Source organism: Vibrio sp. Y176, from assembly GCF_033438945.1.
The window spans coordinates 147785-170785 of sequence record NZ_JAWOQS010000005.1 but is presented as its reverse complement, the minus strand read 5'-3'; the positions used below and the strand labels follow the sequence as shown (position 1 = coordinate 170785).

The following is a 23001-nucleotide window of genomic DNA, read 5'->3' as shown; positions in this document are numbered from 1 at the left end:
AGGGTGATGTAACATGAAAATTATAAAAATCGTTGCTGTTTTAGCTCTCTTTTTAATTGCATTGGCGTTAGGTTCCCAAAACCAAGAGCTCGTGACTTTTAACTATCTTCTAGCAAAAGGAGAGTTCCACTTATCTACGCTATTAGGTGTAGTATTTGTGGTTGGCTTTGCTTTAGCGTGGGTTATCTTTGGTAGCATCCAACTGAAAACTCAGCTACAGGTCCGTCGTTTAAAGAAAAAACTGAAAAAGTACGAACCAACTGAATCAAGCAACGCTGCTGATAAGCCAGCCATTGAAAAACAGGCATAAGGATAAGGCTTAACTTTAATGCTTGAACTACTCTTCTTGTTGTTGCCTATAGCTGCTGCGTATGGCTGGTATATGGGGCATCGCAGCGCTCAGCAAGACAAGCAGAAGCAATCTCATCAAATCTCTCGTCAGTATATGACGGGTCTTAATCTGCTGCTCTCTGACCAATCAGATAAGGCTGTCGATCACTTTATTGAATTGCTCCAAGTTGATAACGAGACCATCGATACTCACCTTGCGTTGGGTAACCTGTTCCGGTCTCGTGGTGAAGTCGACCGCGCAATCAGAATTCACCAAAATCTTATTTCTCGTTCAGGCTTAACACTGGACCAAAAGAACCTCGCCCTTCAACAGTTAGCGAAAGACTACATGGTCTCTGGTTTTCTTGATCGTGCAGAGAAAATCTTTGAACAGTTAGTCGAAGAGCCAGATTACAAAGAGGCGGCTCTTCAACAATTAGTGACCATTTATCAGCAAACACGAGAATGGGAAAAGGCGATTTATTACGCGAACCAATTGGCTAAGTTAGGTAATAAACGCTCAAGGATGCGTGCAAATATTGCCCATTTTTGGTGTGAAATAGCCATGCTCGACCAAGCTGATGGGAATACTAATAAGGCAATACAGCATTTTAAAAAAGCGTTAGCGGAAGACCCGAAGTGTGTTCGAGCAAGTATTGCTTTGGGACGAATTTACCTAGAGTCTGAAGACTATAAGCACACCATCAAATATCTGACGGGGGTACTTGAGCAAGATAAAGACTTTATCAGTGATGTCTTGCCAACTATTGCAGAATGCTATCATCATCTGGGTCAGGAAGATGAACTTGTCGAGTTTCTGAGAGCTTGTATTGATAAGAAAGCAGGCGTATCAGCCGAGTTGATGTTGGCTCAATTAGTTGCTCATCACGAGAACGTTGGGGCTGCTCAAGAGTTACTGACGAAACAATTGCTGAAAAACCCAACCATGAAGGGCTTCTACCGTTTAATTGACTACCACATTGCAGAAGCAGAAGATGGTCGAGCGAAAGACAGCCTATCAACACTACAAGCGATGGTGGGTGAACAGTTAAAAGTGAAACCGCATTACCGATGCCGGAAGTGTGGATTTTCTACCCATTCCCTTTATTGGCATTGTCCGTCCTGTAAAGGATGGGGGACGATCAAGCCAATCCGCGGATTGGATGGTGAATAATTCTTAATGCAGCTGGCAGAGTTTCTGTCCGCTGCATTTTTTTAACTTTTTATTTAATAAGAACCAAAACAGTTAGGAGATGAAATGATCGACCAAAAAGTTATTGTCGCACTGGATTATGATAACCAAGCAGATGCACTTGCGTTTGTAGATAGAATTGATCCTGCGTCATGCCGACTAAAAGTTGGCAAGGAGATGTTTACGCTATTTGGTCCTGATTTTGTACGTGAACTCCATAAACGTGGTTTCTCTGTATTCCTAGATTTAAAATTTCACGATATTCCAAACACCTGTTCGAAAGCAGTTCGCGCTGCGGCTGAAATGGGTGTATGGATGGTGAACGTACACGCGAGCGGTGGTGAGCGTATGATGACGGCATCACGTGAAATTCTTGAGCCATATGGTAAAGATCGTCCACTTCTTATCGGTGTAACGGTACTAACCAGTATGGAACAAAGTGATTTAGCTGGTATTGGTTTGAATGTTGCGCCTCAGGAGCAAGTTATTCGTCTAGCAACCTTGACCAAAAACGCAGGCTTAGATGGTGTCGTATGTTCAGCGCAAGAGTCCTCATTACTGAAGAGCGAACTAGGCCAAGAATTTAAATTAGTGACCCCTGGTATTCGACCTGCTGGCTCAGAACAAGGTGACCAACGCCGTATCATGACGCCAGTAGACGCTATCCAATCAGGTTCAGATTATCTTGTGATTGGTCGCCCTATCACTCAAGCGTCAAATCCTGCAGAAGTGCTGAAGTCGATCAATGAGAGCTTATCTAAAATGTAAGCACTGTCTCGATTGTATGGAGAAAAGTGAGGCTAAGATGCCTCACTTTTTATATCGAATGAAAATACTAATCGCGGTAAAAAACCATTCCTTTTAACCAGCTATGTCTGATCATTTACTCGCTGTAACAGGTATATCGGGGCCAATTGAGATAAAGGTTCTGCGGTTTACTCTGAGTAAAGTAGGGCTTGGTACTATGCCGTTCACACTTTTGTAACATAACTCACTGTGATGCCTCGAAAATGCAACCATGTGTTATTGATGGCTTGCGTTACAAATGTCTAAAGAATACTATGGCGAAGATGCATTCACTGCGTTGTAAGGTCTAGGATGACCTAGTGAAACTCTTTGAAATTAATATAGAAGCTGGCAGGACGTCACTTCATATTACGTTCCTATTATTTCCTATCTGCGTATTTTAAATCGCAGCTTTCTGTGAGCTTTCACACGCTGTCTTCCTTGTTACGACCTTAGTGCGCAAACACAACAAGGAAGAAACATGACTAAAAAACTGCCATTTTCAGTACTAGCAACACTGACCGCTGCCAGTTTTCAACTGAGTGCGGCAGAATTGCCAGCTGATATCGAATGGATTTCAAACAACAACGAACCTCTATTTGCCTCTGAAGAGGCGGTACGAGGTGGCACCTATCGCACTTACATTCAGAGCTTTCCGCAAACATTACGAAGTGTTGGTCCAGATGCGAACTCAGGTTTGCGCCAATACTTAATGGATGGTTCACCAAAACTGGCTCAGCGTCATCCAAATACTGGCAAATGGATCCCTCAACTTGCTAAGTCATGGGCATTTGGAGAGGACAACAAAACCGTATTCTTTAAACTCGACGAAACGGCCGAGTGGTCAGATGGTGAAAAAATTACAGCAGATGATTACGTCTTTATGATGAAGTACTACACGTCAAAAGACATTATCGATCCGTGGTATAACGACTTCTTCACAAACAGTATTGTGAGTGTTGAAAAAATTGATGACTACATGATCAAAGTCAATCTTGCTGTAGCTCAAAGTCATGACTCACTTATGGTTATGATTAACATGCCAAGTAATGGTTTTCAGCCTCGTCCTGAACACTTCTTTGAAGGAGAAAAGGACGCAAATAACGATGGCATGCCTGATAACTTCGTCAGAAAGTTTAACTTTAAATCTGAGCCAACCGCAGCGCCTTACTACATTGATCAAGTGAAGAAAGGTAAGAGCGTGACATTCAAACATGTCGGTGAAGATTGGTGGGGATACAACAACCGCTACTATAAAAACCGTTATAACGTTGAAAAGGTTCGCATTAAGGTGATTCGCGATCCTGATATTGCCATGAAGCACTTTGAGAAAGGCAACTTAGACTACTTTGAGATGGTGCTACCAAGCTTTTGGCATGACAAAACCAATAGTGATGTGTACAAAAAAGGCTATATCCAAAAGTACTGGGGCTTTAACGAAGCACCGCAAGGAGCTGGTGGTCTTTGGATGAACACAGCGATGCCGATGTTGGATAACCTAGAAGTGCGTAAAGGTGTTATGGCAGCCACTGACTATGACGGCATGATTGAAAACATCATGCGTGGAGATTATTCACGTAAACCGCATGGACTCGGCTTTGGTCATGGCGAATACGATGATCCTAACAATACACCGCCAAAGTTTGATGCTGATGCGGCGGTTAAACACTTCGAAAAAGCGGGCTTTGACAAAGTGGGCGCAGATGGTATTCGTGTTAACGACAAGGGCCAACGCTTGAGCTTTGCTATCACCTACGGATACAACTCTTGGACACCGCGTATTGCATACCTGAAAGAGCAAGCGAAACTTGCTGGTCTTGAGTTCACGTTAAACTTGGTGGATGGCTCATCTGCGTTTAAATACATTCTTGAGAAAAAGCATCAGTTAGCGTTTTTGAATATGGGCTCTGGTGAGATCCCTGCGTATTGGGAATACCTACACTCGGATAATGCAAATCGACCACAAACGAATGCTCACACCAACTACAGCAGCCCTGAGCTAGACAAGTTAATTGAAGCGTATGATTCTGAGTTTGATCAGGAGAAGCGTTACGACTTGTCGCATCAAATCCAAAACTATGTCAGCAAAGCGAATATCATCGTTCCTGGCTACATGGTGCCTTATTCTCGAGTTGCTCATTGGCGCTGGGTTAAAATTCCTAAAAACGGCATGACAAAAGCGACAGAATGGGTGCTTCATCCAATGGATATCGGTAATTTCTGGATTGATAACCAAGTAAAAGAAGAGACAGAGGAAGCGATGGACGAGGGTAAAACCTTCCCAGAATTAACGGTAATTGATGATCGTTACAAATTGTAAGTCATTAGTTTAGATAGAAAATGATAGCCCCGGTAATGAATTTTATCGGGGCTTTCTTTTTTACTTAATAAGGTAAGACACTTCTAAAAGGTAGGTTTTTGCATCACCAAGCAAAGAGAAAGCTTTATCGATGGTTTTAAATCGATCATCAAGCGAGTCGCTTGATATCAGCTGGCTGAATGTTTGCAACGAGAAAGCTTCGTTTGCTTTGAAGAACTGATGTACGTTTTCAAGCTGCACTTTATGAATATGCTCCACCTTATTTAGGGCGGTGGTTAGATCGGAAATGTTAATCGACATTGCTACTCGGGAACCTTATCAACAAGACCTATATGAGGTCATAGAGTGGGGTTTTATATTTTGCGACAGAGAGTAACACCGAAGAGCAATTTATAGTCTGATGAAGATCAATTTGCCTTATTTAAGCATCTGTAACGCGGCACTAGACGTGTACCTAGAGCTAGTACACGTTACAACGCTTGAATATAGGCTAGGGTTTCACCTGATCAAAAGTAAAAGCCAAGTCCGACTAAAAGCCCTTGAGAAGCTGTATCATATTCAAATACTCCCTCATTTTTGTAATCAACCCAGGTCGACTTGTAAGCTAAGTTGAGATCAGACCATTCGTTAAAACGATAACGAACACCAGTTTGAATGGCATAAGTGAAGTGAGTATCGTTGCCAAGTCCGGCGTCGATGCTGGCATGAAATCGCCAGTTTTCGCTCAATTCATCAATGAGTCGCAAGCCAACTAAAAAATCGACCCAATCTTCTTGTAATGACAGTCTATCTTCTAGTACCCGGTTGTCATTACGATACAGCTTGCCGGTGATGTCATTGTCCCACCAACGTAATCCAAACATATAATCCAGTTTACCAAATGAATATTGTTCGCGTTGGAATGCCTTTGCTTCTAGAACACCTTGCCGTATTTCGATGTCCGCACGATAACGAGCGTTAGGCAGAGCGCCCTTGATATTATTAACATCACCACTTAAGTTCATGAAACTATAATCTATGTAGTAGCCCCACTTACTTTGGTAAATACTCTCGAATCGCAACATCGCCCCAATATCGAGGTGGTCTACGATGAACTTAGGATCGACATCCACCTCTGATGAAAAGCGACCAATACTGGTATCCCCGTGGATATTCAGTCCTAGCATGTACACTTCTATGCTATTTCGCCAACGAGATTCTTGTGTCTCGGCTGAGAGCGCTACTGATGTAGGTAATACAAGAATGAGTGAGGAGAGTGATAGCAGGTTACATGGTTTCATCCAATTTCCTTTTCGGCTTTTCGTCAGCTTTCAGCTTAGTAGAAGTCGCTACACTCTGCATAAAAAAGGGAAGCAACTTGCTTCCCTGTAATTAACATTGACTTAGAGTTGTTTGGCAATGTCTGAGGTTAGGCTTTCTAAGCCTATGGATAAAGCGTTGACGAGCGCTTCATAGCCTTCATCTTGAAGCGGCTTTGAGATTTGTATTGGCGCACTGTTTTCGACCTTACCTTCGGCATTAATGAGTAACCATTCTCCCTCAATTTCGATATTACCTTTGTAGCTGCCATTAAATTTATTTAACGTAAGCTGTAGTTTGGCTTCACCGCTTTGATCCAACAGATTATTCATTTCAGCCGGCCAGTAATGACTTTGCTTGTGACGCAGCTCCGCGACGACTCTCTGAGTGATTTGCTCAGAAATACTGTGCGCCCATTGATTGTGTTTCGCCTGAATAACTTGGGTCTCAGAGGTTCGATAAACAATGCCACTATCATTCAAATAACTCGCCAATGTCACTGGACGAACAACTAAAGTTGGGCGCTGAGCGATATCAGAAGAGCTCAGCGTCACTGGTTCCACCTTAGGTAGAAGGTACATAGCTCCTTTAGTTTGCGGAGCGCTACTGCAACCCGTTAGACCGACAAATAGCGCGATAGACAGAAAGAATACTCGTTTCATTAGTTTTGGCCTTTAACTGGTATTGGGTCACTGATTTCATCTTCTCCAAACACAAGAGAGTTTGGCTTTTCGTTTAGCTGTTTAAGTACGGGTTTAAACTCTGTCATCACGCTTTCTAATTCTTTTAGCGTGGCTTCCATTTCGCTGTACATGGTTGAGTTGGGCCCATAACCATCGAGTGTTTTTTGTAATTGCTGTAAGCTTTGGCGAATATCTGTTGGAATCTCTTGCGTTTCTTTTTGATTCAAAAGTTTATCAATACTGTCCGCCACGCGTTCTGCTGAAGCTAACGTTTTTTCGGACGTTTTTAACGTTGAATTGAGAGAATCTAGCGTTTCTTCCATCGGTAAGTTATTAATCTTATTTAGGAAGTCGTTCACTTGGCGCTGAACCTGCGCAAAACCACCACGCATGGTTGGGAAAACATCTAAATCAGCAAACTTACTCGGTACGTAAGGCTCGTCATTTGGATAGAAGTCGGCGTCAACATACAGTGCGCCTGTTAATAAGTTACCTGTTTTTAAAGTACCACGTAGGCCTTTAGCAAACTCACTCTTCAATTTATCTTTTAACATTGGTAAAGATTGGGATTGGAAATCGCCATAAACACGGCCGAGCTCGATACGTACCAATACAGGGATTTTTTTCGCAGAAAAGTTCTCTTCTGGGGTTGGAAGTCGCATTGGTACACGCATCACAGTACCAACTCTCAAGCCTCGATATTCGACAGGTGCCTTACGTTTAAGTCCTCGTACCGATTCATCAAAAAGCATAACGAATTCAATATAATCATCGTACATACCTTCTCGAAGTTGTTTAATATCATCGTACAAGCGGAAGTTGACCATATTTTCAGTGAGCTGTTCACCGGATTCAAGACCTGGAACGGTATCGAAGGTAACACCACCCGTTAGCATGCTCTCTAATGAGCCAAACTTGACTTCGAACCCTTCAGCATTGAGCTGTAAATCTACGCCAGAATTCAGCCAGAACTTGGTACGAGTGCGCACTAAGCTGTCATAAGGCTTGAAAATAAAGAGTTGGTATAACGCTTTGCGAGTGTCAACATCAAAGCTGGTTTTCTCTACGCGACCAACCGTAAAGCCTTTATAAATGACGGGGTCACCAACGCCTAGCTTACCAGCCTCGCGGTGTGTTAACACAAGGCGTAACCCCTCTGCATCAGGAGAGGCGACTGGGGGAACATCTAAGACCGTAAAGCGCTCTTTCTCTATTTTAGATTTACCCGGCTGAAGTTGGATATAAGCGCCAGAGAGCAAGGTTTCTAAACCTGAAACGCCATCACGGCCAATACGAGGCTTCACCACCCAAAACATGGTGTCATCTCGCAGCATGCGTTCTGCATCCTTGTTCATTTGTGCCTTAGCGATGATGTGATCGTAATTTTCACTGAGAGTGACTTCAGTAATCAGTCCGACTTTTACATTCAATGCTCGGATTTCGGTTTTGCCAACCTCAATCCCATCTGCGGTTGGCAGTTGGAGAGTAATTTGTGGGCCTGTACTGTTGATATATTGGAACAGCATCCACGCTCCCATGGCTAGCGCAAGGATCGGGACAATCCATATCGCAGAAATCTGCTTTTGCGGTTTTATTTGAGCGGTTACGTTGTTCTCATCACTCATATTTGGCTTTCTCGTTTAAGTTGTCAGAAATCGGCTCCTGCACTTCGTTTTGTGGCAATTGCCACAACAAACGTGAGTCAAATATCATTGCAGAAAGCATAGTAAAAATGACCACTGCCGCGAAAGAGAGCGCAGCAGGACCTGGATAAATCGCCATTAAGTTTTGCAGCTGAACCAGTGCAACTAAGATCGCGACGACGAAGATATCGATCATGGACCAACGGCCAATAAACTCAGTTATACGGTAGATCTTTAAGCGTGAAATACTCTCTTCGTGCGGAAGATATCGCGCTTTTTGCGCATTGTAATACAGCCACGCGAGTGCCAGCATTTTCGCCATTGGAATAAATACGCTAGCAAAGAAAATTACCATCGCAATAGGGTAAGAACCTAAATGCCAAAGCAATATTACCCCCTCCATGATAGTTGAACCTTCTGCATGTCCAAGGCTTACGGTGTACATCATAGGGTAGAGGTTCGCAGGGATATAGAAAATGATTGAAGCAAACAAAAGCGCCCAAGCTTTTTGTAAATTGTCTGCGGGGTTGTATTTGTGAATAGGGCTTTTACAACGAATGCAGTGTTGGTGTTTTTTAGCTTCAATAGGGTTGAGCTGGTGGCACGTATGACAACCAATATGGTTGTGGTTATGGTGCGTATCACCCTCTTTTACATCAGGTAGCTCGATAGCTGGAATAAAGTGCCCCCAGAGCCAGCTTTTGTCGACCATTGATATGCATTTGACTACCAGAACGGTATATACACAAAACGCCCAGAATGAAGTGCCCATTCCTATGTCTGCGAGGGAAGCGATTTTAATTAAGCTGACCAACACGCCAATCAAAAATACATCCACCATTAACCAAGGTTCGACTCGAAACAGAAGACGGCATAAAACTTTTGCCATTCGTTGCTGCTTTTTAGAGGGGGTATGTTTACGTGCTTTTAATGCTTCAAGGTGAAGAAAGAGAATGAGACCAACATAGATTGCAGGCAAAACGATAACTGTTGCGAGTAGCAGCACACCCAAAAGCACATTTTGAAACTCAGCCAGCATTTTGGCAGCGTGCAACAAGGTGATTTCTTGCGACAACCCTTGCACGCTGAACGACATAAAAGGGAAAGAAATGCTTAGCACTAACATGATCAAACATGCCGATGATATGGCGATCACGCTTTGGTAAGGCTTGGCATTCACTTTAGTCAGCGAATGCGAACATCGAGGACATTGTGCTTTTTGCTCCTGTTCGATATCGGGAATGCGAACAACAAGGCCGCACTCTTCGCATGAAATTAACTGACGGGAATTAGGTTGAATACTCATCGGGTAGGTTTTAGATTCATTTGCTTTAAGAATACTCTTTTTTCACTAGGCACGCTTGTTTTGATTCAGGAGTTTACGAGTTTCTTACTTTTGGCATTAGAGGATATGGGAGATCTAAGACATAAACGAAGTCGCGTTTGGTACAAGATTTTACGGCGAAGATGAGTATGTTGGAAGTCGAAAATAATGTGATATTGCTTGTCTGTGGAGGGGGGTAATTACTTGTTTTTAAGGGTAAGTAACCCTGCCCAGATAATCAGAGCAGGGAAAAAGAGCATTTTATTTAAGGTACTTAGTTGTACTTTACTTGACCGTTCCGCTCTTAAAGGCATTGGAGCCGACTTGCGTACCGTTGAGCGTTTTGCCGTAATAGCCTTGGTGCTGGTGATATTTCTCCGCGTTTGCGGTGACATTGCCTTTGAATCGAGGATCTTGTGGACGCTCATGGCTGTTGACGTATGCTGCGACATCCCAAGCTTCTTGCTCTGTCAGCTGCACACTTTTCCCAAGCGGCATGTTTTCGTAAATAAAATAGGCCGCTGTGTTAATCCGGTGCATACCTGCGCCCCAGTTATACGCATATTCGCCCCAAAGTGGTGGAATGTATGAATGGTCGTTGGTGTCTTTGATGCCTGAACCGTCGGCGCGATGGCAAGTTTCACAGTTCTTTTCGTAGACCAATGCGCCTCGCTCTATTGATGGTTCTTGCTCAGGGGCGGCGATTTTTGGGTAGCCACGCCCAGAGAGATTACCCCGCTTTTCAATTGGTAATGCTTGTGCGATGGCTTCGGGCAACGGGAAGTCTTTTGCTTTTCCACCAATTTGCAACGTTTTTGCGTCTAGTTCTGGAATGGGTTCATCCGCCATACCATGTTTGTCAAGCAAGCCGCCCATCGCTAACCAGTAGGCGTAAGCACTAAGGGCAACAATTTCTGTCGAATCGTAAGCGGGCGCTTTACCGTTCATGGAATACTCGAAACAACCTTGGATACGGTCAGCATAGCTGTTTACGCGATCGTTTTTCTTACGATATGCCGGGTATGCCATGTAAGCTGCCCACAGTGGCGCAGCGTTTGCTTTTCGTCCTGCCTCCATATGGCAGTTCACACAGTTTTGTTCGTTGCCAACGTATTTTCCGCGCATTTGTTGTGAGTTAACAAAGAGCGAGTAACCGCGTTTTACTTGCTCACCAAATGCGGTGTTTGGGATTGTGCTGAGATCACGCGGTTTTAAGTATTCACCGTGCTTTTCTTTTTCTATCGCAGGTAGCTCTTTCTGGCGGTCCGGTAATGGAGCGTTAGCTAGTACGAGCGTAGAAATGAAAGGCAGTGCGAACAAAGAATAGAAACGTTTCATGACTGCTCCTAGTAACGTAATGAGGCAAAGTAGTAAGCAAGATTTTCGATCTCTTTGTCAGTGAGATTTTTTGCGATGGTCCCCATCATATTGAGCGGGTCGCCACTGCGAGTGCCGTTTTTCCATGCCATCAATTGCGTTTTTAAGTAATCAGCATGTTGGCTTGCGAGGCGAGGGAACTTGTCGACGCCCATACCGCTGGCTCCATGACAAGTTGCGCAAGCTGGAATATTTCTATCCCAATCGCCTTGGAAAATTAACTTACGATACGGGTTACGAATATCAGCTTGGTCGCCGCGTTGTTCTGGATTCGTGAACTCATAGCTCGGGAGGTTAGCAAAGTACTCCATAACTTCCTTACGGCCTGCGGGATCGCTGAGTTCCTTCGCCATGCCTTGCATGACCACATTTTGGCGTTCGCCACTAAGGAATAGTTCGATTTGAGTGTTGAGATAATTCGCGTTTAAACCAGCGATCATCGGCGCGATATTTGGCTGTCCCATGCCATCTTGGCCGTGACAACCGCTACATACGCTGGCTTTTTCCGGAATAGACGAGGCGCTTGCGCCCATAGTGGTTGCTAACAAACAGGCCACCACCACTGGAAGAATTTTTGACATGCTGACTCACTTTAATTTTTATTAATATGTCTAAGTGCTACTTGGTAGTCACTCGGACGATATTGTCGGCCTTGTCAATAATGAAAGGTATTGTGGATTTCCACATATTTAATAAGTGTAAATGGCCGTATTTGTTTTTATTGGTTGTTCTATAAGCTATAAAAACAAAGTGGTGAAGAGCTGCACAAATCGGCAGCTCTAAGTGGTAGAGACGTCTTAACGTGCGGCGTTACGCTTTGCGGATTTTGGCCGGCAAGGACTGACGTGCCGCGGCGCCCACTACCCAATCCAACAATACACCTTTACCTTCTCGGGTAGGATCAATTAAGCCAATGTCGTTAATGTTGACGCCATCTTGGCTGCGCGTTTTTACGGGTTGTTGTTTATCGCCGATCCAGTGCGAGCGTTGTCCTAGCTCGGTATGACCAAACCCATGTTCAAATCCGAGTGTGCCAGGGCGAATCCCGTTGACTATCATCGCAAGTGCTTTGGTGCTTGCAGATGGTGTCTCGATAACAAACTCATCACCCGTTTTAATGCCTGCGCGCTCGGCATCGATTGGATGGATGTACACTGGGTTTACGCCTTTAATCGAGTTCAACCTTGGCGATAGGTTGGATACCGCACTGTGAATATTGGATTTAAAGTTCGTTAGGCTGAAAGGCCATTCTGAGCTTGGGAACTGGTCTTCCATTGGTGTGCCATCGGCCAGTTTTTGTGGATGCCATGTTGGGCAACCCGTGTAGAAATCACCGGTCATGGTGTTTCTTGCGCTGCCGACACGTTCATTCCATATCGCGACAGGTCGTGTCCATTTGTGCTTCATTTGCTCACCTTGATACGCTTCGGTTGCATTTTCAAAACGTCCACCGCGAGCAAAAATAAACGCCACACGTTTCATCTCATCCGCTGTCAGCGTCTTCTGCATGGCTGGCATTAAACGCTCTAGGCCGGACCACGCAATGTCTTCTGCCGAAACTTCAGGCACCCCGCCTTTCACATAAGCCAAGTTTGCCGCGGAACGTAAGTAGAAATCTTCAGCGCTGTGGAGAGCGTGCCAATTCCCTTGCGCATCTTGAATCGCGTTGTCACCAAAGCCGCCTAGTTGCATTTTCTTGGCGACATCAATCAAAAAGTTTTCTAAGCAAATTGAACGACCATCGGCGGTTTTCTCTGTTCGCGCTTCCACAATCGGCCAGCGAGCGGTGACGGTTTTCACCGGAACGTCGTGCCAAGGCGTTGCCATACCCCAGCTTTCGTAGGTGACCGTGTCCGGCACAATATAATCCGACAATGCGGTGGTTTCGTTAATGAACGCATCAACAGACACAATCAAACCGAGTTGTTTTGGATCTTTAAGCTTGTCTTCCAGCAGCGTTTTCAAACCGGGCACACCATACATCGGGTTCGCCATGTGGTTGATCCACGCTTTAACGCGATATGGATAACCATCAATAGCCGCAGATAGGTGTTCTGTCAGCAGTGGCGCTGCAAACGGATACCAAGGTGCGCGAGTTGGATAAGGGGATTCACCAGCCTCAACGCGACGTTTGTATTCGCTGGTTTTGTGGTATGGGAATTTACTGCGCGATAAAAAGACGCCTTTCGGGCCGACTTTGCCAGCAAATTTGGTGAAGTCGTAACGAGGACCCGCAGCGGAAGTTGGGTAGCCACCCGCTTTCGCCATCGCGCCGCCTTTCATGTTGATGTTACCAATCAACGCATTGAGCATCATGATGGTAAACGAGTTATAGAACCCATTGGTGTGCATGTTGCCACCGTGGGTATCGACCACCGCTTTTGTGCCATAGCTTGTGAAGCGTTTCGCTAGTTCTGCGATTTGCTCTACAGGGATCTCACATTGTTGACTGTAGAACGCAAGGCTGTATTTAAACGCCTCTTCTTTGAGCCTTTGTAGAGACGATTTTACTCGCACTTCGCCCGATGCAAGCGAAACCGTTTTATCGACAAACAGTGCCGCTTCCTCAGCTTGGGTATGAACACCAAATTCGCCGCTTTGCTCATCCACGATGACGTACGGGTCGGAGTCAGACAACGCTTCGCCCTCGAATGGCAGATTCAAGTCCGACGCGCGTAAAAACGTGCCGTTTCTCGGGTGCTGATTATCGCTTATCACGAGATGCGTAGCATTACACCAGTGCGCGGTGCCGGCTCGTTTCATCGCGTTTGCCCCCGGCTGCGCCAAGAAGGTTTTGTTGTAGCGTTGGTTTTCGATGATCCACTGGATCATGCCAAGCACGAGGGCAGAGTCGGTGCCCGGTTTGATTGGTATCCAGCGGTTGTTGTCACCGGCAGCCAAGCTCGATGAACCCGCAGGCAAACTTGGCGTGATGATGGAGTATTCCAAGCCACCTTCTGTTCGCGCATTGGCGAGTTGGCGCGCCTGACGCTTAAAAGGGTTGCCAGCTTGCGCAGGCGACATACCGATGAAGATGATGTATTCCGCATTATCAAAATCTGGCTTTAAGTGTGCGTTCTTATCTAAGTCGTTCATAAATGCGCCGCTGCCAGCACGAAATGCGTAGCCGCAGTAAGAGCCGTGATGCCCAAAGTTACGTGTACCATAGCTGTTGAACGCGAAGCGTTTAAATATGTCGTCTCGGCCTTCGTTGCCGGCGTTGGTCATTAACAGTTGGTTGGCTTTCGGCCCATATTCTGGGTTTTCAGGATCAACGGGCGTTGTTAAATCGCGAATGTCGCGTAAGCCATCAACATGGCCTTCACCAAATAAATCACCACCTTCTACGACTTCTTCTATCAATTGCTCGTAGCTGATCGGAATCCATTTTCCTTCGCCGCGTTTTCCAACTCGTTTCAGTGGCTGAGTAATGCGGTACGGGCTGTTGCGAATTTCTAACATCCCATTGCCACGTGCGCATGCTGTTGAACGACCGTCAAGGCCCGCTTCTCCTGCCAAACTTAAATAAGCATCTTTGACTGGCGTTTCGAACGGCATGTGTTGCTGATGAGAGAGTGGGTGATATGGGTTGCCAGTAATGCGCAAAATCTCGTCGCTGCGGTTATCAATGCGTACACGCAATCCGCACAGTGACCAACAACCAAAACACATCGATGGTGCAACGCGCTGATTTGGATTAGGGATTAGGTTGCCTTTGCTGTTGACCGTGTACTCTGGTTCAAGCGAGTTACCGTGGTGAATATCACGCGTTTTTTCTCCCGCAGTGCCTTCGAGCGCACCCTCGACCATGTGTTTGGTGGTGGTGGCGTAACCCGCAGCGAATGCGCCAAGCCCACCCACTGCAATGCCTGATTTCAAAAACTGACGGCGTTTGTTATCCATGATGAAATCCTCTTTGATTAGCGTTCAGTTAAGGTGAGTGATGAGGCTTTTACTTCGATCTTTTGTTTTGGCTGAACCAGCTCCGAACCGAGCAGTGCCAGTGCAAGCCATAATCCGAGCATGCCGATAATGCCTATCCAGCCATTTCCATCCATAGTGAGTTGGTATGGATACAGCCCTGCATCGAACTTGGCGATGGTTTGCACTTCCATGATGGTAAACCAGCGAATCAGCCATGCACTTGCCAGTGCGGCAGCAGACACAAAACTGAGCCCTATGACGTGACGAAATCTGGCTGATGCGGACTTTTTGGTATCGCGCAAGAAGATGAAAGCGAGCAAAACACAACCTAAAACGACAAAAGTGAGCAGGGCAATGTTGTGCATCCATTGTTCGCTAGAATAGAGCGAAAATGCGGAATTGTTGGATGCCCAAATCGGTAGCAGTATCAGCGTTAATACACCGCTGGTAACCACTGATTTTTTAAGTAAATTAGTATCGCCAGATGTCAGCGTCTTTGACTGACTAGGCAGCAAGAGCCAAATCAACAGAGAAAATCCGACCGCGCTCATAAACGCAGTGACAAACCAAAGAACCGGCGACGCGGGTTGGTGCCATAAAGAGCGCGATTTAACGACTACAATTTCAGCGCCTGTGTAGACTGCAATGGTGATGCCTGATAGCACCGTGATAACAGATACCATAAGCATGACTCTACGAGAGAGCGCCCAGTCACCCAGTGACAGCTTTGAAATTAGAGGCAGTACTTTCCCTGGCTGATTACGTAAGTTGATCAGATCCTCGCGGAGATACAGCCATGCAGTCACTACCGCTAAACCTGAGAAAACAGGCAAGAAAAGCGACCCTAAAGACATCCATGACCACGGAGTGATGTGTGCGTAAAAATGCCATGCGCGTCCCGGCTGGTGAAGGTCGCCAGTTAACGCTAATGGCCCCACGATGGCGCCGATGGCCAGCGTCAGAACAAGCGCAGCGCGCAGTCTGTGACTGGTGTGTTTTTCAAATAATAGGGCGATTAGGAATAAAACAGCAGCCGCATAAGCCGAACCGATGTAGAAGAAATACTGCACCGCCCACGGGAGCCAAGCCATCGCTTGAGGTTGGACTAACACTTCGGTGATGTTCATGCGCGATCTCCTTGTGGGTCGTAAATAGCAGGTTGTCCGTCGATGTGGCTGGTGAAGCGTTCATCCATGCCGATGTAAAACACGTGAGGCTTGGTGCCTTCATTGGGTTTTAGCACTTTGATATCGTCTTGGTGCTTCGCAATTAAGCGGCGGACTTCACTTGATGGATCATTCAAATCACCAATTACACGTGCTCCGCCAACACAGGTTTCCACGCAGGCAGGCAATAGACCTTTTTCTAGACGGTGAGCACAGAAGGTACATTTATCTGCGGTGAGCGTGTCCTCATTGATAAAACGAGCATCATAAGGGCAAGCTTGTACACAGTACGCGCAGGCGACGCAGCGACTGTTATCCACCATGACAATACCATCTTCGCGCTGAAAGGTTGCTTGAACCGGACACACTGCCACGCAAGGTGGGTTGTCGCAGTGGTTACAAAGGCGCGGTAGCATAAAGGCTTTTGCTTCTCGCGTGGCTGTAGAGCCATCATCTAACGTAACTTCGTATTGCTTTACGGTGGTTCGGAATTGACCAATTGGCGCTTGGTTTTCAATGCTGCAACCTACGGTGCACGCTTGGCATCCGACACATTTACGCAAATCTATCACCATGGCATAACGCTTGCCGATTTGTCCTTTTCGGTCAGCGGACTGGTTATTTCGAATAATGTTTCCCGCAGTTGCCGTGCCAATGCCTGCGACTGGAATTAACGCGGCTCCGGCTGTGACCGCGCTGAGAAAGCGACGTTTGGTGGAATCCATAACTCACCTGCTTTTTTGTTGTATTTGAATTGACTGATTCCATTGTGAGAAATGCACTGCGAGGCTTATATTGTGGATTTCCACATACCCAGATCAAACTTGATCTAAAACAAATGTGGTTTAGGGAAGGTAGCTGTTATTCTTGTCGTACTCTCTTGACGGAACGATTCGACTCATCATGAAAAAAGCACTGTGGCTTCAGCTTTGGATTCTTTGCTTAGTTGCCTTTGCATCTTTGACTCAGGGCGCAGTTTCTGAACAAGCAGATCTGCAAGGAATGCAAGAGCAAAAAGCAGAGCAGCCACAGGCCAAGCAAAAAGTCGAAGTGGGCGTGTTAGCGATACGCGGCCATCTTTATGCTGAGCAGAGATGGCAACCGACCATTGATTGGCTCAATCAGCAAATTTCCGATGTGCATTTTGTCCTTCATCCCCTTAACTTGGATGAAATGGGCAAAGCGGTGAAGTTTCAGACCATGGATTTCATCTTAACCAACCCAGGTCAGGCAGTGCGATTGGGCAGGCAATACGCGCTGTCGTGGATGGCAACGCTAACCAGCAGAGCCCCACAAAACTCGAATTACGGCATTGGTTCGGCGCTTGTGGTTCGAGCCAATTCAAGTTATCAAACGGTGCAAGATGTCTCAGGACGTCCCGTTGCGGCGGTATCAGAAAAAGCGTTTGGTGGTTATCTAACGATGCGCTATCAAATAGTCGAAATGGGGCTTAATCCAAACGATTTCTTTTCTGATGTCCGCTATCTTGGTTTTCCTATTGATGCCAACCTGTATCAATTACGTGATGGTAATGTGGAAGCGGCCGTCGTCCCTGCTTGTTTATTGGAACAGATGCTAAGTGAAGGGCTTTTACAACCGGGTAATTACCGAGTTTTAAATCAACAGCCGAACGAGCGCTCGTTATGCGCTGTTTCCACACCGCTTTATCCTAACTGGTCATTTGCCAAAACAGAGCGCGGCTCAGCTCAGATCGCCAAACAGATTGCGCAAGTATTGTTAGCGATGCCACCTGAACACCCTGCGGTTATTGTGGCAGGCGCGTCAGGTTGGACGTCCCCCGTCAGCTTGCTGAGCATCGACAAACTTTATCAGGCGTTGGATCTCCATCCGTTGCAACAACCCTGGTGGAGTGAGGCTCTACGCTGGCTGCGTAGTCATCAAGAATGGGCATGGGCTCTGTTCATGTTTGTGATTGTGTTGAACGCGTACCACTTTTGGCTTGAGTATCGATTTAGCAAGAGTAAGCAAGCGTTGGAGCAGACATCGTTACGATTAAAAGAGAAAAGTGAACAGTTAGAACATTCACAAAGGGTCGCGATTGTCGGAGAAATCGGCACTAGTCTTGCCCATGAACTCAATCAGCCATTGGCGGCCATTCGCAATTACAGTGAAGGCGGTTTACTTCGCTTGGCCAAAAAGCGCCCTCATGAAGATATTGTCCCAGTGCTTGAGAAAATACAGGGGCAAGTTGAACGAGCCGATGCAATTATTCAGCGCTTAAGAACGTTGATCCGCAAGCGTAGTGTCGACAAAGCGCCGTGCGATCCTCAAGTACTCATTGATGACACGATTGAGTTGCTCCATTTTCGAATGCAGAAGCAAAATATTTCGATTGTGACCAGTACAGAAGGGAACATTCGTCCGTTACTTGTCGATGCAGTTGGCGTACAACAGGTTTTAGTTAATGTGATCAGTAACGCGATTGATGCGTGTACTTTGTTCCAAGAGAAATATCACTCATCAGGTTATCAAGGTAAAATTGCCCTGCATAGTGACTACCAAGTCAATCAACTTTCCATTCGAGTATTGGACAACGGCACAGGGTTGCAGCAAGAGAATCCAACTCAAGCATTTGTGAGTAGCAAAGAAGAGGGGCTCGGGCTGGGGTTAGCCATTTGTCGTGATGTAATGGAAATGCATGGTGGCGAGTTTCTCATCAGCTCGACAGCACCACATGGTTGTTTGGTTGAGCTTGTATTTCCATATCAAAACTAATCTGAACTAGGCATAGGAGCATTCATGAGCAGCGGTGAAAAGCAGCTATCTGTTTTTGTAGTCGATGATGATGAATCGGTGCGTGACTCTCTCGCTTTTATGCTGGAAGAGCATGACTTCAACGTGACGACTTTTGCTGATGGGCAATCTTTTCTCGATAAAGTGAACATTCATCAGGCCGGATGCGTGATCCTTGATAGTCGAATGCCCAACCTTCGTGGTCAGCAAGTGCACCAAATTTTAAATCAAGCCAACAGCCCGTTGGCCGTTATTTATCTGACAGGGCATGGTGATGTCCCGATGGCGGTCGATGCATTGCAAGCTGGGGCGGTCAATTTCTTCCAAAAACCAGTCAAAGGCGATGAACTGGCACGAGCCATTTTGCAGGGACAGGCACGGTCTGCCACAAACCTCGATATGGCAGCAGCAAAATCGGCTTATGAGTCGCTCACACCTAGAGAAAAAGACATTTTACGTTTGATCATTGAAGGAAAACGCAACATTCGTATTGCTGACGAACTTTGCATAGCAATGCGAACGGTTGAAGTACACCGAGCCAATCTATTGAAGAAGTTCTCGGCAAAAACCGTCGCAGAGTTGGCATATATTTATGGCAAGCTAGATTAAAGCTTAGCGAGTGAAGCCTCTTAAGGCTATTTAGAGGATACAACTTGAGCTTTATGACGACTCGCGTATTATCTTCTTCGTTCTTACTTTATCTGAATTCTTATGAGTTTGTTGACTAAACGACATCACACGCCACATAAGCGGGCAAAATGGCTACTGGCGATAATTGGCTGGGTGGTCGTTGTGTGTCTGATGCAAAATTCAGGCTTTGCATCGTCATGCTCTATGAAATATGAGACGGAATCGCCCGCGGTTTCACTTGCTGATGAGCGTTCGAGCGTCAAGTCGATTGATACTAAAGAAACCAGCAAGTGCGAATTGTCTGAAAAGTTAATTCAGTTTTCTCAACATCAACTCGATGTATTTATTGTTGTTCTGTTTGTCGGTCTTTTTGCTTCGGCAATTTGGTTGTGCAGTGCCTATATTGGTGCGCAACATTGGACGGAACCGATAGGCCGTAAGTATCGAGTCCACCTGACTTTCTGTGTGTTCCGAGAATAAAAGCGTGCTTTCTGACCACTAGCGTCAGTTATTTAGCACCTTTGTCTTTTAACTAGGAATCACTATGAATCAAATTACTAAACTGACTCAGTTTGCGTTCATGTTTTTTATGACGCTTGCTTTGAGTTTGCTCTCTCTAAGTATTTCAGCTCAAACTACTGATACAGGTTGGCTAACCAACCCACAACATCCTCCAGTGCAAACGCGCTTTGTGCTCACTGGTCAACAAGAACCGCAAGCCAAAACACTTACAGGTTATTTGGATGTCAAGTTAACCGGAGACTGGAAAACTTACTGGCGTTCACCTGGTGAGGGCGGCGTAGCACCATCTATTGATTGGCAAAATTCACAAAATTTATCCAAAGTGGATTGGCAATGGCCGCACCCACAAAAATTCGAACTATTAGGTATCGAGACTCTTGGGTACAAAGGCGACACTTTGTTCCCCATGACGCTGCACGTCGAAGACATGTCCAAACCTGTCACGATTGATGCGGTACTGACACTTTCTTCTTGTACGACGATTTGTGTGCTGACGGACTATCAAATTCAATTGACGTTCTTGCCTTCTGATCTAACAGTCGATGAAGACGTGATGTTCAGTTACGCTCAAGCAGTGAGTAACGTGCCGCAGCCATCGCCGTTTATTGATGTTACTCAGGCGAGTTGGGATGCGAACCAATCGAAACTACAAATCAAGTTAAAGAACAGTCAGGGTTGGCAACAACCACAAGTGCTGGTGGATGGTGTCGATGAAGCAACGCGAGACTATAGCTTCAAGCTTGAAGGAATGCATCAAGAAGGAAACATCGTCACCGCGAGCTATATCGTTGATACTTGGCTGGGCGATGTGGAGTTAGATGGTCAGTCGCTGTTTGTGACCATCAAAGACACCAATTTACTAGCAGAAGAAACCACTCAAGCAACTGCTGAGGCAATAGTTGAACCGTTGCCGAGCACGTCTCTAACGAGTGTTTTTCTATTCGCGTTGCTCGGCGGTTTAATTCTTAACATCATGCCTTGCGTTCTTCCGGTTTTGGGGATGAAGCTAAGTAGTATTGTTGCCGCTCAAGGTATCGAGCGTCGTCAAATTCGCGCTCAGTTTGTTGCCTCGTCACTTGGTATATTAACGTCGTTCTGGATTCTCGCTGGTTTTATTTTGGTGCTTAAGCTAACAGGTAATGCCATTGGCTGGGGCGTGCAATTTCAAAGCCCTTGGTTCTTAGGTTTGATGGTGTTGGTCACCACTTTATTTGGGGCAAATATGCTGGGGCTGTTTGAAGTCCGTCTATCATCGGGTACCAATACATGGCTGGCCTCGAAAGGTGATAACTCCCTAGTTGGTCACTATGTTCAAGGTATGTTTGCCACATTGCTTGCGACGCCTTGCTCCGCGCCTTTTCTAGGAACGGCCGTGGCGTTTGCCTTGGGTGCCGACGTATTAACGTTATTTGCAACCTTTACAGCATTAGCATTGGGTATGGCACTGCCTTGGCTCTTAGTCGCTGTGTTTCCAAATATCGCGCTGAAACTACCAAAGCCTGGCTCGTGGATGAATGTCGTTAAAATCGTGTTTGGCATAATGATGCTGGCGACTAGCATTTGGCTACTTTCATTAATGGCAAATCATGTACCGATGTTATGGATTGCACTTATAGCTGTGGTTGCTTTTGTTGTAATGATGGCAAGAGTTAAGAAAGTGTATGGTGAGAAAGCGCTTGCTGTATCCGGAACTGCGTCATTAGTGTTGATAGCTGGTGGCTTATTACTTGGTAGCGTCACTGCCGACCAATGGGCGACACCGCTTCCTGAGGACTTAGCGTGGCAGAAGCTTTCTAACTCGGCGATTGAAGATCACGTCAATAATGGGCGAGTGGTGTTTGTTGATGTAACGGCAGATTGGTGTGTCACGTGTAAAGCGAACAAGATCGGTGTGATCTGGCAAGATCCTGTCTACTCATTGCTGCAAAGCCCTAATGTAGCGACGTTAAAAGGGGATTGGACACATCCGGACGGCTCGGTAACTGACTTTTTACGAGCTCATGGGCGTTACGGTGTGCCGTTTAACATCGTCTATGGCCCGGCGGCGCCACAAGGTATCCCGTTACCTGTTATTCTGACTGATGATGTTGTTTTAAGCGCGGTGAAACAAGCGAGTGGGGGAACCATTCAATGAGTTCGACAAAGCAGCGTAGAACATTCCGATATTGGCTCGTTCAAATCGTACAGATGGTGCTCATTGTCACCGTCATTTCCATCGCGATGGATTGGTATCGCACTAAAGATATTCCTAAACAGGAGTTACCACCATTGAGCTCCGTATTGAGCGCTGGTGAACACTTCGATGCCATCGCGCAAAGTTATGAACAACCTGTCGTTGTTTATTTTTGGGCGACTTGGTGTCCCGCTTGTAAATTTGTAAGCCCAAGCGTGAGCTGGCTGAGTGATTACTACACCGTAGTTGGCGTTTCTGGATCGTCGGGACCGAATGAGCGTGTGGCGCAGTTTATGAGGGCAAAAGAATATCGTTTCGAAAACATAAACGATCCTTCAAGCGATATTATGCGTGAATGGAAAATTAGCGTGACCCCAACCATTTATGTTTTAAGAAATGGTGAAATTTCCTCTGTCACAACTGGCGTTACCACTCCGATAGGAATACTAGCGAGAATTTGGTTAGCTCGATAACGCTATAAAAATCCGATATTCAAAATATTGAGTATCGGATTTTTTCTTTTTATTTTCTCGCTCTAACGGGAATAATAATGTGTGCGTATGGCATACCATTCCACATCACGTATGGGCCATCATAACTTGAACCGGTTGGTAGAGAGTCGAGCAACACTTGGTCTAGGGTAATAATCATCATGTGTGGTTCTTCCACAATCCATTGGTTATCGTCCGTTATTCCTTCTGAAAATGGGTCGGTGTTATTGGCGCCGCCATCACCCGCTAACATGCCAAAAAGTACAATTAACTGAAATGAAATTAGTTAAATAGTCAGATTAATAAATCAAAGCTCAATTTAATAAAAAATTAAAGTTTGATAAATTTAATTATAGATTGATCTTAAAAAGGAGTTTTATTTAAATT

The 23001-nt window shown here is 45.7% G+C and carries 20 protein-coding genes; 9 read left to right on the top strand and 11 right to left on the bottom strand.

Translation table 11 applies throughout. The features are described 5' to 3' along the window. Positions 1-13: 13 nt before the first annotated feature. From R7O13_RS14390 to R7O13_RS14375, 4 genes are all read left to right on the top strand, one after another. Positions 14-310, top strand: a complete 297-nt coding sequence (locus tag R7O13_RS14390) for a LapA family protein (protein WP_206957918.1) — start codon at positions 14-16, stop codon at positions 308-310. 18 nt (positions 311-328) lie between these two features. Beyond that, positions 329-1504, top strand: a complete 1176-nt coding sequence (lapB, locus tag R7O13_RS14385; protein WP_005376665.1) for a lipopolysaccharide assembly protein LapB — start codon at positions 329-331, stop codon at positions 1502-1504. 84 nt (positions 1505-1588) lie between these two features. Continuing rightward, positions 1589-2290 (top strand): orotidine-5'-phosphate decarboxylase, encoded by a 702-nt coding sequence (gene pyrF / locus R7O13_RS14380; RefSeq protein ID WP_017821659.1) that lies wholly within the window; start codon positions 1589-1591, stop codon positions 2288-2290. 499 nt (positions 2291-2789) lie between these two features. Continuing rightward, positions 2790-4628 carry an extracellular solute-binding protein gene (locus R7O13_RS14375; RefSeq protein ID WP_318125769.1) on the top strand — a complete coding sequence of 613 codons (1839 nt, stop codon included), beginning with the start codon at positions 2790-2792 and terminating at the stop codon, positions 4626-4628. A gap of 60 nt (positions 4629-4688) precedes the next feature. Here the strand turns inward: R7O13_RS14375 and R7O13_RS14370 are convergent, their stop codons facing one another. From R7O13_RS14370 to dsrO, 10 genes are all read right to left on the bottom strand, one after another. Then, positions 4689-4928: a hypothetical protein gene (locus tag R7O13_RS14370; protein WP_005385812.1), complete on the bottom strand. Its 240-nt coding sequence runs from the start codon at positions 4926-4928 to the stop codon at positions 4689-4691. Positions 4929-5134: 206 nt separating this feature from the next. Next, complete coding sequence (locus R7O13_RS14365) at positions 5135-5908, bottom strand: hypothetical protein (RefSeq protein WP_005385811.1); 774 nt, start codon at positions 5906-5908, stop codon at positions 5135-5137. Positions 5909-6010: 102 nt separating this feature from the next. After that, positions 6011-6589 (bottom strand): membrane integrity-associated transporter subunit PqiC, encoded by a 579-nt coding sequence (locus R7O13_RS14360; RefSeq protein WP_318304112.1) that lies wholly within the window; start codon positions 6587-6589, stop codon positions 6011-6013. After that, on the bottom strand, positions 6589-8235 hold the full coding sequence (gene pqiB, locus R7O13_RS14355) for an intermembrane transport protein PqiB (RefSeq protein WP_318304111.1): 1647 nt from the start codon (positions 8233-8235) through the stop codon (positions 6589-6591). Before pqiB ends, R7O13_RS14360 begins: the two co-directional genes overlap by 1 nt. Further along, the gene (locus R7O13_RS14350) at positions 8228-9559 is read right to left on the bottom strand and encodes a paraquat-inducible protein A (RefSeq protein WP_318304109.1); all 1332 of its coding nucleotides are present in this window, start codon (positions 9557-9559) and stop codon (positions 8228-8230) included. Before R7O13_RS14350 ends, pqiB begins: the two co-directional genes overlap by 8 nt. Before the next feature lie 303 nt (positions 9560-9862). Then, positions 9863-10915, bottom strand: a complete 1053-nt coding sequence (locus R7O13_RS14345; protein ID WP_005376684.1) for a c-type cytochrome — start codon at positions 10913-10915, stop codon at positions 9863-9865. 8 nt (positions 10916-10923) lie between these two features. Beyond that, positions 10924-11487, bottom strand: coding sequence for a c-type cytochrome (locus R7O13_RS14340; RefSeq protein WP_372059261.1), 564 nt, complete (start codon positions 11485-11487; stop codon positions 10924-10926). Positions 11488-11764: 277 nt separating this feature from the next. Further along, entirely contained in the window at positions 11765-14857 is a 3093-nt protein-coding gene (locus tag R7O13_RS14335) for a tetrathionate reductase subunit A (RefSeq protein WP_318304108.1), read from the bottom strand. A 17-nt stretch (positions 14858-14874) separates the two neighbouring features. After that, the gene (gene nrfD / locus R7O13_RS14330; RefSeq protein WP_318304106.1) at positions 14875-16005 is read right to left on the bottom strand and encodes an NrfD/PsrC family molybdoenzyme membrane anchor subunit; all 1131 of its coding nucleotides are present in this window, start codon (positions 16003-16005) and stop codon (positions 14875-14877) included. Next, positions 16002-16769 carry a sulfate reduction electron transfer complex DsrMKJOP subunit DsrO gene (dsrO, locus tag R7O13_RS14325; protein ID WP_005376699.1) on the bottom strand — a complete coding sequence of 256 codons (768 nt, stop codon included), beginning with the start codon at positions 16767-16769 and terminating at the stop codon, positions 16002-16004. Before dsrO ends, nrfD begins: the two co-directional genes overlap by 4 nt. Positions 16770-16947: 178 nt before the next feature. Between dsrO and R7O13_RS14320 the strand changes: the two genes are divergently transcribed. The 5 genes from R7O13_RS14320 to R7O13_RS14300 all read left to right on the top strand — a co-directional run bounded on the left by R7O13_RS14320 (position 16948) and on the right by R7O13_RS14300 (position 22596). Continuing rightward, positions 16948-18780: a sensor histidine kinase gene (locus R7O13_RS14320; protein ID WP_238843895.1), complete on the top strand. Its 1833-nt coding sequence runs from the start codon at positions 16948-16950 to the stop codon at positions 18778-18780. A gap of 24 nt (positions 18781-18804) precedes the next feature. Further along, positions 18805-19407, top strand: a complete 603-nt coding sequence (locus R7O13_RS14315) for a response regulator transcription factor (RefSeq protein ID WP_238843896.1) — start codon at positions 18805-18807, stop codon at positions 19405-19407. 102 nt (positions 19408-19509) lie between these two features. Beyond that, the gene (locus R7O13_RS14310; RefSeq protein ID WP_005376702.1) at positions 19510-19908 is read left to right on the top strand and encodes a hypothetical protein; all 399 of its coding nucleotides are present in this window, start codon (positions 19510-19512) and stop codon (positions 19906-19908) included. Positions 19909-19972: 64 nt separating this feature from the next. Continuing rightward, entirely contained in the window at positions 19973-22084 is a 2112-nt protein-coding gene (locus tag R7O13_RS14305; protein ID WP_238843897.1) for a protein-disulfide reductase DsbD family protein, read from the top strand. After that, positions 22081-22596 (top strand): protein disulfide oxidoreductase, encoded by a 516-nt coding sequence (locus R7O13_RS14300; RefSeq protein WP_238843898.1) that lies wholly within the window; start codon positions 22081-22083, stop codon positions 22594-22596. The genes R7O13_RS14305 and R7O13_RS14300 overlap by 4 nt, the downstream gene beginning before the upstream one ends. Before the next feature lie 49 nt (positions 22597-22645). Here the strand turns inward: R7O13_RS14300 and R7O13_RS14295 are convergent, their stop codons facing one another. After that, complete coding sequence (locus R7O13_RS14295; RefSeq protein ID WP_005385790.1) at positions 22646-22867, bottom strand: hypothetical protein; 222 nt, start codon at positions 22865-22867, stop codon at positions 22646-22648. Between the last annotated feature and the right edge of the window lie 134 nt (positions 22868-23001).

Bases quoted from the DNA above. Each gene is read 5' to 3' on its own strand.
- R7O13_RS14390 (WP_206957918.1), top strand. From the start codon at position 14: ATGAAAATTATAAAAATCGTTGCTGTTTTAGCTCTCTTTTTAATTGCA.
- lapB (WP_005376665.1), top strand. From the start codon at position 329: ATGCTTGAACTACTCTTCTTGTTGTTGCCTATAGCTGCTGCGTATGGC.
- pyrF (WP_017821659.1), top strand. From the start codon at position 1,589: ATGATCGACCAAAAAGTTATTGTCGCACTGGATTATGATAACCAAGCA.
- R7O13_RS14375 (WP_318125769.1), top strand. From the start codon at position 2,790: ATGACTAAAAAACTGCCATTTTCAGTACTAGCAACACTGACCGCTGCC.
- R7O13_RS14370 (WP_005385812.1), bottom strand. From the start codon at position 4,928: ATGTCGATTAACATTTCCGATCTAACCACCGCCCTAAATAAGGTGGAG.
- R7O13_RS14365 (WP_005385811.1), bottom strand. From the start codon at position 5,908: ATGAAACCATGTAACCTGCTATCACTCTCCTCACTCATTCTTGTATTA.
- R7O13_RS14360 (WP_318304112.1), bottom strand. From the start codon at position 6,589: ATGAAACGAGTATTCTTTCTGTCTATCGCGCTATTTGTCGGTCTAACG.
- pqiB (WP_318304111.1), bottom strand. From the start codon at position 8,235: ATGAGTGATGAGAACAACGTAACCGCTCAAATAAAACCGCAAAAGCAG.
- R7O13_RS14350 (WP_318304109.1), bottom strand. From the start codon at position 9,559: ATGAGTATTCAACCTAATTCCCGTCAGTTAATTTCATGCGAAGAGTGC.
- R7O13_RS14345 (WP_005376684.1), bottom strand. From the start codon at position 10,915: ATGAAACGTTTCTATTCTTTGTTCGCACTGCCTTTCATTTCTACGCTC.
- R7O13_RS14340 (WP_372059261.1), bottom strand. From the start codon at position 11,487: ATGGGCGCAAGCGCCTCGTCTATTCCGGAAAAAGCCAGCGTATGTAGC.
- R7O13_RS14335 (WP_318304108.1), bottom strand. From the start codon at position 14,857: ATGGATAACAAACGCCGTCAGTTTTTGAAATCAGGCATTGCAGTGGGT.
- nrfD (WP_318304106.1), bottom strand. From the start codon at position 16,005: ATGAACATCACCGAAGTGTTAGTCCAACCTCAAGCGATGGCTTGGCTC.
- dsrO (WP_005376699.1), bottom strand. From the start codon at position 16,769: ATGGATTCCACCAAACGTCGCTTTCTCAGCGCGGTCACAGCCGGAGCC.
- R7O13_RS14320 (WP_238843895.1), top strand. From the start codon at position 16,948: ATGAAAAAAGCACTGTGGCTTCAGCTTTGGATTCTTTGCTTAGTTGCC.
- R7O13_RS14315 (WP_238843896.1), top strand. From the start codon at position 18,805: ATGAGCAGCGGTGAAAAGCAGCTATCTGTTTTTGTAGTCGATGATGAT.
- R7O13_RS14310 (WP_005376702.1), top strand. From the start codon at position 19,510: ATGAGTTTGTTGACTAAACGACATCACACGCCACATAAGCGGGCAAAA.
- R7O13_RS14305 (WP_238843897.1), top strand. From the start codon at position 19,973: ATGAATCAAATTACTAAACTGACTCAGTTTGCGTTCATGTTTTTTATG.
- R7O13_RS14300 (WP_238843898.1), top strand. From the start codon at position 22,081: ATGAGTTCGACAAAGCAGCGTAGAACATTCCGATATTGGCTCGTTCAA.
- R7O13_RS14295 (WP_005385790.1), bottom strand. From the start codon at position 22,867: ATGTTAGCGGGTGATGGCGGCGCCAATAACACCGACCCATTTTCAGAA.